Below are 12,847 nucleotides of genomic sequence, written 5' to 3' on the forward strand. Positions count from 1 at the left end.
AAAAAACCACCTCTTTACACACTACACTGGAAGGACAGAAAAATGTATAGAGGTAGTTATGCAAGGATATATCACTCGCGGGCGATTACAGGTTGCCGAGCAGCTCGACAACTTTATAAATGAGCAGGCAATTCCCGGAACCGGCGTCGACAGAGACGCTTTTTGGAAAGGTGCAGAGGCCCTCTTCGCAGAATTTATTCCTCAAAACCGCGCATTACTCGAAAAGCGCGAACAGCTGCAGCGTGCTATCGATGACTATCACAAAGCAGGCAACCCTGTTAATGGCACACAGTATACAGACTTCCTGAAAAGTATCGGCTACCTTGTTGATCAGCCAGAAAACGTTAACGCAGAAACCGTTAATGTAGACGCTGAAATTGCCACAATGGCCGGCCCACAATTGGTTGTGCCTATAAATAATGCACGCTATGCACTAAACGCGGTGAACGCGCGTTGGGGCAGCTTGTACGATGCGCTGTATGGCACAGACGTTATAAGCGATGAAGGTGGAGCCGAAGCTGGAAAGTCTTACAACCCAGTGCGCGGCGAAAAAGTTGTGGCAAAAGCGAAAGCCTATCTCGATAGCATGCTACCACTGGCGAAAGGCAAACACAGTGATGCAGTTGAGTATAAAATTGAAACCGGAAAACTGTCTGTTGCGCTATCTAACGGTGATGTGACCACGCTTGCTAATACTGAACAGTGGCAGGGTTACCAGGGTGATATTCATACGCCTTCTGCATTATTGTTCGTTCACAATGGACTACATTTTGAAATCCAGTTAGATCCTACCCATCCTATTGGAAAAAGTGACCCAGCAAACGTAAAAGATGTATTGGTCGAAGCTGCCCTTACAACAATAATGGATTGTGAAGACTCGGTGGCGGCGGTTGACGCTGAAGACAAAACACTGGTATACAGCAACTGGCTTGGCCTAATGAAAGGCACGCTAAGCGTTGAAATGACGAAAGGTGGTAAACAGCTAGTTCGTGCTATGCACGAAGATAGACAGTATTTACCTTCTAAGCACGCCAATTCAGAGAGTGAATTGAAGCTTACCGGTCGAAGCTTAATGTTCGTTCGCAACGTTGGTCACCTAATGACGAACGACGCCATGCTATTTGATGGTGAAGAAGTACCTGAAGGGATCATGGACGGACTGGTAACGTCACTTATTGCAAAGCACGACTTATTAGGTAATAGCAAGTTCAAAAATAGCCGACAAGGTAGTATTTACATTGTAAAACCCAAAATGCACGGCCCAGAAGAGGTTGCCTTTTCCAACGCGCTTTTTGGCCGAATTGAAACCATAATTGACGTGCCAGAGAACACGCTAAAAATGGGCATTATGGACGAAGAACGACGCACTAGCGTCAATCTTCAAGCTTGTATTGCACAGGCCACGGCCCGAGTAGTGTTTATCAATACCGGCTTTTTGGATAGAACAGGCGATGAGATCCATACTTCAATGTTGGCAGGCCCATTTGCAGACAAGGCCTCGTTAAAAACGATGCCGTGGATCAAAGCCTATGAAACGGCAAATGTAGCCGTTGGCCTACGCTGTGGCTTATCTGGAAAAGCACAAATTGGTAAAGGCATGTGGCCTATCCCTGATGAAATGCAGAATATGATGGATGCGAAAATTGGCCACCCTAAAGCAGGCGCAAATACCGCATGGGTGCCCTCACCTACCGCAGCCACGCTACATGCTTTACATTACCACGATGTAAATGTATTCGATGTTCAACGATCTTTAGACAAGCACTTTAACGGGTTGGCCGATATTTTAACCATCCCCTTACTAGAAGATGCATCAACGCTTACTCGTGAAAGTATTAAGCGCGAAGTGGATAACAACGTTCAAGGTATTTTAGGTTACGTTGTGCGCTGGGTTCATCAAGGCGTTGGCTGTTCGAAAGTGCCAGACATCAACGATGTAGGTTTAATGGAAGATCGGGCAACACTTCGTATATCATCTCAGCACCTTGCAAACTGGTTGGAGCATGGCATTGTTAGCGTAGATCAGGTTAAAGAGTCACTTGCACGAATGGCCGTACTGGTAGACGAACAAAACGCTGGCGACGCAGAATATATTCCGATGGCACCAGACTTAGAAAACTCGATAGGTTTTCAAGCTGCTAGCGAACTTATCTTCAAAGGCAAAGAACAGCCAAGTGGCTACACCGAGCCACTGCTCCACGCTAAACGTCGTGAAATGAAAGCAAAGCTTGCACAAGGCTAGATTTGCTTTAGTAAAAGTGTGAAAAAAGCCCGTTTGCTTCTGTAAAAGCAAACGGGCTTTTTTGTACTTCCGTGGATTAGACTAAATACTGCCCTATTCCATTGTCCGAAGAAAAGTGCTCACTCAGAAGGCGCTGGCAAGTTTCCTTGCGGCACATCGCACTACACCTGATAAAACTCGCGATACCACTTTACAAAAGCGTTAACCCCGGTAATAACATCAGTTTTTGGTGCGTAGCCTGTACTACTTACCAACGCAGATACATCTGCATAAGTATCGGGCACATCCCCTGGCTGAATTGGCAATAGCGCTTTATTTGCCGTTACTCCCAGTGCACTTTCAAGTGTTTCAATGAATGTAAGCAAATGGACAGGCGTTTGTGCACCTATGTTGAAAACGCGATAAGGTGCGTTGCTTGTACTTGGATTTGGCGAGCTTCCGTTCCAATCTTCATCAGGCGTTGCTATGGTATCAAGCGAGCGCACTACGCCCTCGACAATATCATCAATGTAAGTGAAGTCACGACGATGATTACCATAGTTGTAGACCTCTATTGTCTTGCCCTCAAGCATCGCTTTAGTAAATTTGAAAAGCGCCATATCCGGACGCCCCCACGGCCCGTAAACGGTAAAGAAACGCAGCCCTGTAGTGGGTAGATTGTAGAGGTGGCTATAGGTATGTGCCATAAGTTCGTTAGCTTTTTTAGATGCTGCATACAAGCTAACCTGATGATCGACATTATGCTTTTCAGAAAAAGGCATGGTTTCGTTAGCACCATAAACAGAACTTGAAGACGCATAAACTAAATGGCCTACCTTGTGGTGGCGACACCCTTCTAAAACATTAACAAACCCTACAATGTTAGAATCCACATAAGCATTTGGGTTTTCTAGCGAATATCGCACACCGGCTTGTGCCGCTAGATGAACAACGCCGTCGAACAAATGCTCAGCAAAAAGCGCCGACATTTTATCTCTGTCTTCCACGCCCATCTGAATAAAGGTGAATGAATCAGAAGCAGGCGACCCTTGGATATTGTCTAAACGAGCTCGCTTAAGGTTTGTATCGTAATAGTCATTGATGTTGTCTACACCAACGACAACATCTCCGCGCTCTATTAAGTATTTTGAAACCGCTGCGCCGATAAACCCGGCCGCACCAGTAACTAAGATTTTCATTTTTGCGTCTCGTGTTGTTCCCAACTGCTTTTAATATTCTTTATTGTTTTCACATACGAGTGCTTTATTAAAAGCGTCAAAGGCATTTTTATTAAGTGACTTTTAACAAACAAAACCCATGAAGACAAGTGGTGTTTAGCTGTCCACTCCGACAATAAAGGCTGCTGCAACATTGTGATATAGCAGCGCTTTTCTACTGGCCAAAATAAACTTCGCCCTAAGCACTGCTTAACAAAATCAGTTTCATTAGGTAATAGTTCACGTTTAAAAACACTATGAAGGAGAGAGAATACTTTCGCCACATCTTTTTCTAATCTTAGCGTCTTAGCTCGTGCAAACAGCGCGGCCGCGCTGTGTTGATGCTGCGTTAGTGCGTTTATCAAATGATAAAGATCGGTTAAGTCTCTCAAAGTTCGATTGAACACACTGTCTTGCAACAAATGTACGGCAGAGTGAATAATCAAATCTGCGTCACTGGGAATAAAGAAATTTGGTTTAGCTTCACGCGCCTCGGCAAAGAGTAAATGCGGATCAATGAACCTTTTAGATGTCATCGGCAAAAGATTATGGTGAAGATCAAGCGTTAACCCGCCAGTTGTATGCATAAATGGGGGAAGTTCGTGCATCCATTGACGATAATAATAGTCATCGTATTCATCATTCTTTATTGACGCATATCCGTTTAAAAACAACCAAAATTCGGCGTTATCAAGCGAAGATCTAGTAACCAAAATATCTACGTCAGACATGGTTCTGCCTGTGGCAATGCTTTTTTGTGCAAAAAGGTAAGCGGCACCTTTGAGTACTAAGAACTGAATACCATCTGGATTGTTAGCGACGAGCTTTTCAATATGCCAATTCACAGATTTTTGTTGGTTTTCAACCTGTAGCTTTGCGCTTATTAAGTGTGTATTAATTCGCTTTAGCAGCGAAGGAGAAATGTTAAGGCCCTCAATTCTATTTGCCAATAGGCCCAGTAAGCCTAGTTGTCTACTAAGGGCAATCAAACGAAACCACTCAGACAGCGGCCGTTCCACATCGACGTCTTCATTTTTGAGAAAGCACATTAACCAAGCAAACGTATTATTCATAAAGGCCATTGATAAAGTCGGCTGCAGAACTTAAATCATTATATTCTATCCGATACGCAATGCAGGACTCACTGATGTTTTGCAGTGCACGTATCGCATCTACACCTAAAATGTTTATATTAAACGACTGAGTATTTAGTAAATTAAATACATCTAGCGGCGCTACTTCCTCAACGGACAATCCATCACAGTGCGCGTTATATTTAGGGAAGATAATATGCTTTACAAGAGCGTCATCTACCTTTGTTTGCCAACTATTTTCAGTAGGCTTGCAATGGCTCACTGTACCTTTATGCGTTGCGAATGCACTTGCACCAAACTCTGCGCTTGGATATCGATGTTTAATCACATCAATTGATTTGTTTTTCAAGCTCACAGGCCTGACAAAAGGCGTTACAGTTGACGAGTCGATATTTATTAGCGACAGTTCATCGGTAAGCAACCTGTAGCCCTCCAACATCAAACCACAGGCAAGTGTACTTTTACCACTTCCCGAGTTCCCTGTTATTAAGGTTGCAGTGCCGTTTTTAGCTACCGTTGCGGCATGAAGAATAAGGCGGTCTGAGGCGTATTCAGAAATACACCAATTCATTCCCCATTCTAACATTGCATGAGCATGTGCTAAGGGGGCTTTGGTAAACGGTTTAAAACCATCTAGATGAAACAAACAGCGCGATGGTTGAGGTATACCGGCAACCCTGGCTTTAGATAACCCCACATGAAAGTCGGCGTCACCGGTTTCGCTCAAAATGTTGTTTGTGTATATGTTGCCAAGGTTATCAATGACGGCTTTGTCGAATGCTGTCACTTGAAAGGCATAAGGATAAGTACCAATGTAACGCGTGTAAATACTGCAAACTCCGACGTTTAATCAAGGAACTCGTAGCGAGAAAGATTCGCTACCAGTTCCTCATCGATGTCAGTCGTGTCGACATCGCCAGTTTCGCCACCGCTTTGCAACAGTTCAATGTCTTGCGCCGCTTCGGCTCTAAACACTAACATTTGCCCAGAGCCTTCATGAAACAAAATTACCATCGACGCGGAGCGTGTAACACGAACCCATTTACTAAGCTGCATTACTACACTGAAGGATAGCTAGAAGAATCACCTAACAAATTATCAGTATCGAGGTTGCTTGATGATGAATCAGTATTTGACGATGAAACAGACATAACGGCAAAACGACCTCTAGACCTTGATCTAGAGTAACACTGAACAAGATCTGACTCTGAGCGTGTTTGAATTGACTTCGCATCTACGCCACCACGTTCGTTCAAACCCACCAATGAATCGATAAACTTGTTAAATGCACTCGTACTATTGGCATCTTCAGCTTTCTTGCAAAAATCAAGTATTTGAGCGGCATTGTAGCCGTAATCTATTGATTCATGGGACGCATTCAGCATGGCTGCTGCAAAGTGATATTCTTCTTCTTTCTCGCCACCTTCATAACTTTTAGTAAGCGATTCCCAAGGCGTTGAATGTTGAATGAAGCGTGGCGTGTGTGCACCAAGTAATCCTCTCCAGGTACTGGCATAGCTTCCGTAGTTCTCGCTACCTGTAGCCACTACAACATCTTTTGACCAACCGTACAGTTTGTTAGCGTTAGTCGAAAACCCGTGCGTACCCATGGTCCAATCCCATTCAATGCCGAAGTTTTTATTTTTAAATAAAAACAAGCCAGCGAATATGGCTGTCGGCCAGCATTGAACGTGATTTTTGAAAAAGCCCGGCGTTAAGCCTTTCGTTCCCTTGCAAATGTGCGTGACGCCCGAAAAGTTATTAGACGCCGCAGCCGAAGGGCAGTTATCGCCGGTAGCCCATACAGACTTACTGCTGACAAGCGCAAGCAAAGGGGCCGCTTTCACTGACCCTTTTAATAGTTTTCGCCTTGTTAACTTTTCCATAAAATTTTTAAACCCGTTTTACCAATACGCTTCTGCTAGACACTGGTCTAGCAGGTGATTGAATGTAAGAAGTCTTACAACATCGTTTTACAAAAATAAGCAAAAAACACACCAGAAGGGAAAAACCTTTCATTTCAGAAAGATACATTTTCAGATATTCTAATTAGTAAAAAACCCTGACATACCTTCGCCTTTACAGCGATATGTTATTCCTTGCCGCCAAATTGCGCAAATGTTTTACTGGAATAGCATAAGAAATACCTGTGGGTGCACTCAGCGCGTATTCCTTGCCTTTTTGCGCGAGTACTTTGTTAATAATACCAACAACTTGCCCTGTTTTCTCACTATATAGCGCGCTCCCACTATTTCCCGGATACGCCGTTGCATCCAGTTGATAAATTAAAAAGCTTTTACGTAATCGCTCTAGCAAATCAGGGTTGAGTTCTCTTGCAGAGTTTGCTGGCAATGCATCGGGGGTTACTGCTGCTACAAGCCCGCCATGCGTGGCTGGGTATAAACCTAAAATAGCGCCAATGGGAAAGCCGGTGAACGCAATTTTACTGCCGGAAGGCAAAAGCGTGTCATCAGCAAACGTAAAATTGCTGGGCAACGACATTGCTGCGTCTTTAAATTTAAGAATAGCAAGGTCGAAAACCGGGTCGAAATCAACGAGCTCGACAATATGAACGTCGAAATCTTTTCCTGTTCCCGCCATTACAACGCGATGCTGAACCGTGTTGAGGGACAACTCCTCACTTACCACGTGATGGTTCGTAGCAATATACTTTCCATTACCAAATACAAACCCTGTTCCCTTTAATTCAACATGATTGCCACGAATTGGCGTTAGTGTACCCACACCAACCACGCTAGGCGTGATGCGCTTAACCACATCAACAAGTTCTTGTGCAATTGCAGAAGCACTCATACTGAGAAAAAGTGCCAAAAAGGCGAATTGTTTAAAATTACACATAAATTTCCGGTGGCGAAGAAGCGTTGAACGTTGTAAAAAAGATATATGTCTTGAAATGGAATTTCAAATGCTCAGTTCCATCGCCAATTATTTTACCATGCCGTTACTTTACCCATTCCTGCTTATTCTTTCAGGCGTGTATTACGTATTTTCTTTTAAATTACTCAAGGCCAAATGCTGCCTTATCGCTGGATTGTTCTTACTGTTTCTATTTACACAACCACTGTTTGCCACCTTGGTGGTGCGACCTTTAGAGAGCGCTGCTGTAAAGCCGTTCGACAATGCGCTCAACTCTACGATTGTTGTTATGGCCTGTAATTACAGGCATGAACTCGCCATTCCTTTTGAAAGCAGATGGACGAAGTGCTCTACCGACAGATTATTGAGAGCCATTGACATCTATCAAAGAACAGGAGATAACATTATTGTAGCAGGGGGAAATTTTGGCGATTGGCCGAATGCCTATTCACACTATGCTACCATTTTTTTAACCGAGTTTGGCGTTAATCCAAAGCACATCATTGCAGTTCCTAGCGGGTATGATAGCGAATCTGAGATACAGGCAATCTTATCTCAACTCTCAACGCCAGCGGTAACATTAGTAACATCAGCAAGTCACATGAACAGAGCACAATTTTTCTTCGAATTATGTGGAAAAAAGATAGAAACAGCGCCAACAAACTATCTATCGCTGCCCAGTTCAACGCTTGCTTTGTCGCTACCGTCTTCGGAAAGTTTGACTATAATTAAACGCGCACTACATGAATATTTAGGTACTGTTGAACAGGTAATAAAAAAAGAACTGGGTTTATTTAAAGGTTACTGCGGATAGACTCAATGAAAAAAACGGGGCGACCATGGATAGAAATAATGACGTAGAGACGATAGCTTCACATTTTGCCTCTTTTTTTAAACCAGATGTATCTAACGCTAAAAGTAGTGTTGAAGCGTCGTTTGCCATACGACATTTAGTTTACGCAGAAGAGTTAAAACTAGAGCCCGAAAACGAACGTAAACTTGAAACCGATGAGTTCGACGCACAATCTATTCATTGTTTAATCCAACATGTCGCTACGCAGCGTTTTGCTGGTACCGTACGTATAATTCGTTCAACGTCACCAGCAGAAAAGCTCCCTATAGAAAAATACTGTGAGCACAGTATTTCTAACGAGCAACTTCACCCTTCAAACTTTGCCAGAGAAGATATTGTTGAAATATCCCGATTAGCCGTACCAAGTGAATTCCGGCGCCGCCAAATGGACCAATTCGATGGCGCAGCAACGGGCGGTATCAACGAGGCGACCTACTCTGAAAAAGAGTTGCGGTGCTTTCCCTTTATTGCGATAGGACTCTATTTAACTGCAACTGCAGTGTTAATGCAGCACAACATACATCATTGTTACGTAATGGTTGAGCCTCGCTTGGCGAGAAGTATGCGGCTGGTAGGACTCGCCTTTGAACAAATTGGCCCTGTTGTTGACTACCACGGGAAACGTGCGCCTTTTTTCATAAACCCAATGCAGGTTAGAGATGCGCTTCGTCCAGGGTTCAAAGATTTGCTGGAAACTATTATTGATAAAATAAAGACACAAGATAAAAGCGACAACCGCTTAATACACTCACCCACACCATAGTGAACGTATAGACAAGTGAATTTAAAAATGTCTTTCAAGTAATAACTACTGATGTTGGGAAGGGATACGAGAAAAAGGAAGCCTTATGAAAACACAAATGGTTGTAGCAGGATGCGTAACAATATTGTTAGGTTGTGACCCTCTGTCTAGCCCCCCTTCCCTTGAAGATGCAAAATATGCAGTTCAACAAAACGACAACGAACAAGCCATTATTCACCTTAAAAATATAATACAAGATCAGCCTTCGTCACCCGAGGCAAGACAGCTATTGGCCAAAATTTACTTCGACATTGGGCACTACGCCGGCGCAGAAAAGGAATTTCAATGGGTGCTTGGCACACAGCCAAACAATGAAATTGCTAAAAAAGGGCTGTATGAATCTCTCTTTTTCCAAGACAAATTCGAGCCCCTTTTAGAAGCAACTGAACAAGAACATAGGCTGTCGCCGGATCTTCAAACACAAGTTTACGTTTATCGCGCGGTTTCTCACTATGAACTTGGCAACATAGGAAATGCCAAAAGCGAACTTGAAAAAGCGTCTGATATTTCAGAACAAGCCAAATTTGTGACATTAGGCAAAGCGGTGGCTATGCGCGAAAACGAGAACACGTCTGACGCTTTAGCACTGGTAAATAGTGTGTTAGAAACGGAACCAAATTTTCATGAGGCCCGTTTATTACAAGGGCAACTGTACGCGGCAGACAATAACTATGCGCAGGCAGTGAAAAGTTATGAACGCTTTCACAATGCATTTAATTTGGACAACAAAGGAAAATTACTGCTAGCTGATGCGTATGTAAAAACGCAAAACTATGATGGTGCTCGCCCACTCATTGATGATTTATTAAAAGTGTCGCCAAATCACCCTTATATCAATCTTTTGAAAGGTGTTACTGCGTTTAACAACGGTAACTTTCAAGCGAGCATTGGCTACTTTGATACCACACTTGAAAGTGACCCCTTCAATATTGCCGCAAAAATGTACGCCGGAACGGCTGCATATCGCTTAGGTAACCATGAACGTGCTTATGAATTCTTAAGCCCAGTAGCGGAATCATTAGAGCAAAGCCACCCTGTACACAAAATGTTGACCGATATAAAGATCAACTTGGGGTATACGGTCGAGGCCTTAAACGATTTCAACAAGTTAACACTTTCCAATGTTGATGAGTCGCAATTGTTGTTCAAACTTGGGGCAGGCCTTACTGAGAAAGGCATGCTAGATGAAGTTAAAGACCTTCTAAAGAAAGCCGACGAGTGGAACCTAAACGACAGTCAATCTTTGAAAAAGTCGGGTATTCTGAAAGTAAGCGTTAACGATTTATCTGGCATTACAGATTTAGAGACGGCCTATGCGAAAAACCCAGACCCCACAACGCGAGAAGCTTTAATAAAAAGTTATTTATTCGCAGAACGCGGGGAAAAGGCAGAGGCTCTTGTAGAAAACTGGCTTGAAAATGAGCCACAAAATGTAAAGGCTTTGAACATTGCTGCGTCTGTTTATATCGCTAACAAAAAAGCAGACAAAGTAAAACATGTGCTGGATAGAGCGCTAGCCATTGCTCCTGATAACGTGTATTCGGTGAACTATTTAACTACCCAAGCACTTGAGGAAAACAACACTGAACTTGCCATTACTTTGCAACGCAACCTTGCACTTAGCAAAAATGGAACCAGCGACATAGTATATCGCTACTATTTACTTGAAAAGCAGTTTGGAGAGGCAAAAAGAGCGCTATCTATCTTTGCTCAAAAACACGAAGAGCAGCCCCAAAACTTAGAAATAACAACGAAATATGCGCAAGCACTGTTGAATGAAGGAAACCTAACAAAGTGCATTGAAGTGATAGAAGATGCAAAGTCAAAAGCAGATGCACCAGATATGTTTTGGCAGCTTTGGGCAGAGGCTTATTTAATGCAACGCAAAGAAACACAAGCGCTAAATATTTATAAAAACTGGAAAGCGCTTGCCCCTGGAAATATGAAGGCATGGTTATTTCCGATAATGCTTCGTGATAAACAGCAAAATTTTAAACAGGCATTATTTGAAACCGATAAAGCCTTGGTAAGGTTTCGTTCGTCAGACAGACTTCAACTAATGCGTATTCATTACCTCATATTGACTGGAGATATAGTAAGTGCACAGCGTGCTTTCAGGCTTCTTGCGCCTAGCGCGGAAAGCGTACCAGAATACGCAAGTGTTGCAGGGCACATAGATTACGCAAACGGCAACTTTTCTGACGCCATAAACAAACTAACGCAATACTATGACTATGCCCAATCGCCACGAACTGCGTTAATCATCTCTAATGCCATGTTTAACAATGGGCAGAGCAAAGAAAGTTTAAACATTCTTGAACAACACCTTGAACACGACCCGGCTAATTTCAAAGTCAGGCTCACACTTGCTCAAAAATACGCCAACATTAAAAAGCACCAAAGCGCCATTCAACACTATACGGCGCTTAATGAACGCTATCCCAACAATGTAGTTGTGCTAAACAATTTATCATGGCAGCTACTGCTGGAAGGCAACGCAGACGCAGCTAAATCTTTTGCCGAGAGCGCATTCGACCTAGCGCCAGACAACCCCACGGTGATGGACACTTATGGATTAGCATTAATGAGAACCGGCGAGGTGGCGAAAGCGGAAAAAGTGTTGCAGCAGGCGTTAACGCTAGCGCCAGATAAAAAAACCATTCAGGAGCACCTAAAACAGGCCCAATCGCTTTTATAACCCGTTTCTTGTGTCGTATTTTTTAACACTGATACATTAGCTAAAAGTATAACATGCTAAAAAATAAGCACTTAACACCATGGCACACTTTTAGCTTACTATTTAATCAGCACAGATTGCATTTCGTAGTTTGAAATATACAGCTGTCACGCTTTTAATAAATTACGATTAAGGAACTTAATTATGAAACTTAGATACATTGCTGCCGGCGCTTGCATCCTTGCCGCATCAGCAGCTGTTTCTGCTGACGAGTTTTACGTTGACGTAGGCGCCGATATGGGCGGAAACGCAAATTACGCTAACGGCCCAACAACCACTGGATGGTTAGAGCAGCTTCAATACCAATACAGGTCAGTTACTACCGCAGATTGTCCAGTGCCATTGCTGACATCAGGCTGTAATATTTCAACTACAGGTGGACTAGATTTAAGCAGCACCGTTGCTGTTGCCAACAATTCTGTTCAATTAAACAAGGTAGTGGGTACAACGCCTTCTGAAGATTTCGATGACGGCCCTAGTTCAAATGGCTTGAATACGCTAAATGGTTTTAACTTAACGTTTTCATTCGATTTAACCGGTACTATTTCAGGCGACGATCCACTTAGCCTAGAAACAGACTACACTGCGGGCGACGTAACGTTTTACTACTACGATAGAGCCTCAAGAGCGGCGGGCGCCCTATCAGGCAACCCACTAGATGTGTATAAAGAGTTATTTACATTCAATATCTTTAACACAATTCAGTTCACTGGCGGCCCTACTCTTTTTGGTCAATTAACCTCAGTAGGTAGTGGCCTGATAAATGGTGTTGAAGCAGGCGATGTGTTTAATCTTGCTACTGGATCTTTTAAAGATTTAGTCGACAACATGGCTAACGTTCTAATTAAATTAGACTTTAACACCGACATTACCGAAGTAACCATTGCAGACAACGGTGATGGAACAAGCACGCTAACCGGAACCCATTCAGGCGGTTTCGCGGTAACCAATGTGCCTGAGCCATCAACAATCGCGTTGATGGGATTAGGTTTGTTAGGCATGGTAGGCGCTTCGCGTCGAAGACTTAACAAGTAATTTTACATAGT

At 43.2% G+C, this 12,847-nt stretch carries 11 protein-coding genes; 5 read left to right on the forward strand and 6 right to left on the reverse strand.

The genetic code is table 11. The annotated features are described in order from the left end of the window. The first annotated feature begins 58 nt into the window (after window positions 1-58). A complete protein-coding gene (locus BK026_RS08350) occupies window positions 59-2,242 on the forward strand; it encodes a malate synthase G (protein WP_071815450.1) in 2,184 nt (727 codons plus the stop codon). Window positions 2,243-2,403: 161 nt separating this feature from the next. Here the strand turns inward: BK026_RS08350 and BK026_RS08355 are convergent, their stop codons facing one another. The 6 genes from BK026_RS08355 to BK026_RS08380 all read right to left on the reverse strand — a co-directional run bounded on the left by BK026_RS08355 (window position 2,404) and on the right by BK026_RS08380 (window position 7,391). Beyond that, window positions 2,404-3,420 (reverse strand): NAD-dependent epimerase, encoded by a 1,017-nt coding sequence (locus BK026_RS08355; protein ID WP_071815451.1) that lies wholly within the window; start codon window positions 3,418-3,420, stop codon window positions 2,404-2,406. Next, window positions 3,417-4,511, reverse strand: coding sequence for a nucleotidyltransferase family protein (locus tag BK026_RS08360; protein WP_177247895.1), 1,095 nt, complete (start codon window positions 4,509-4,511; stop codon window positions 3,417-3,419). Before BK026_RS08360 ends, BK026_RS08355 begins: the two co-directional genes overlap by 4 nt. Continuing rightward, window positions 4,504-5,361 carry an HprK-related kinase A gene (locus BK026_RS08365; RefSeq protein WP_083575053.1) on the reverse strand — a complete coding sequence of 286 codons (858 nt, stop codon included), beginning with the start codon at window positions 5,359-5,361 and terminating at the stop codon, window positions 4,504-4,506. Before BK026_RS08365 ends, BK026_RS08360 begins: the two co-directional genes overlap by 8 nt. Before the next feature lie 17 nt (window positions 5,362-5,378). Then, window positions 5,379-5,588 carry a hypothetical protein gene (locus tag BK026_RS08370; protein WP_071815454.1) on the reverse strand — a complete coding sequence of 70 codons (210 nt, stop codon included), beginning with the start codon at window positions 5,586-5,588 and terminating at the stop codon, window positions 5,379-5,381. A 2-nt stretch (window positions 5,589-5,590) separates the two neighbouring features. Beyond that, entirely contained in the window at window positions 5,591-6,418 is an 828-nt protein-coding gene (locus BK026_RS08375; protein ID WP_071815455.1) for a hypothetical protein, read from the reverse strand. Between the two features lie 193 nt (window positions 6,419-6,611). Beyond that, window positions 6,612-7,391, reverse strand: coding sequence for a serine protease (locus tag BK026_RS08380; protein WP_071815456.1), 780 nt, complete (start codon window positions 7,389-7,391; stop codon window positions 6,612-6,614). Between the two features lie 67 nt (window positions 7,392-7,458). Here BK026_RS08380 and BK026_RS08385 point away from each other — a divergent pair, with 67 nt between their 5' ends. From BK026_RS08385 to BK026_RS08400, 4 genes are all read left to right on the forward strand, one after another. Beyond that, complete coding sequence (locus BK026_RS08385) at window positions 7,459-8,223, forward strand: YdcF family protein (protein ID WP_177247896.1); 765 nt, start codon at window positions 7,459-7,461, stop codon at window positions 8,221-8,223. A gap of 25 nt (window positions 8,224-8,248) precedes the next feature. Next, window positions 8,249-9,025, forward strand: a complete 777-nt coding sequence (locus BK026_RS08390) for a PEP-CTERM/exosortase system-associated acyltransferase (protein WP_071815458.1) — start codon at window positions 8,249-8,251, stop codon at window positions 9,023-9,025. An 85-nt stretch (window positions 9,026-9,110) separates the two neighbouring features. After that, on the forward strand, window positions 9,111-11,762 hold the full coding sequence (gene prsT, locus BK026_RS08395) for an XrtA/PEP-CTERM system TPR-repeat protein PrsT (protein WP_071815459.1): 2,652 nt from the start codon (window positions 9,111-9,113) through the stop codon (window positions 11,760-11,762). Window positions 11,763-11,945: 183 nt separating this feature from the next. Further along, the gene (locus tag BK026_RS08400; RefSeq protein ID WP_071815460.1) at window positions 11,946-12,836 is read left to right on the forward strand and encodes a PEP-CTERM sorting domain-containing protein; all 891 of its coding nucleotides are present in this window, start codon (window positions 11,946-11,948) and stop codon (window positions 12,834-12,836) included. Window positions 12,837-12,847 lie beyond the last annotated feature (11 nt).

Source organism: Alteromonas sp. V450, from assembly GCF_001885075.1.
Classification (GTDB): Bacteria; Pseudomonadota; Gammaproteobacteria; order Enterobacterales; family Alteromonadaceae; genus Alteromonas.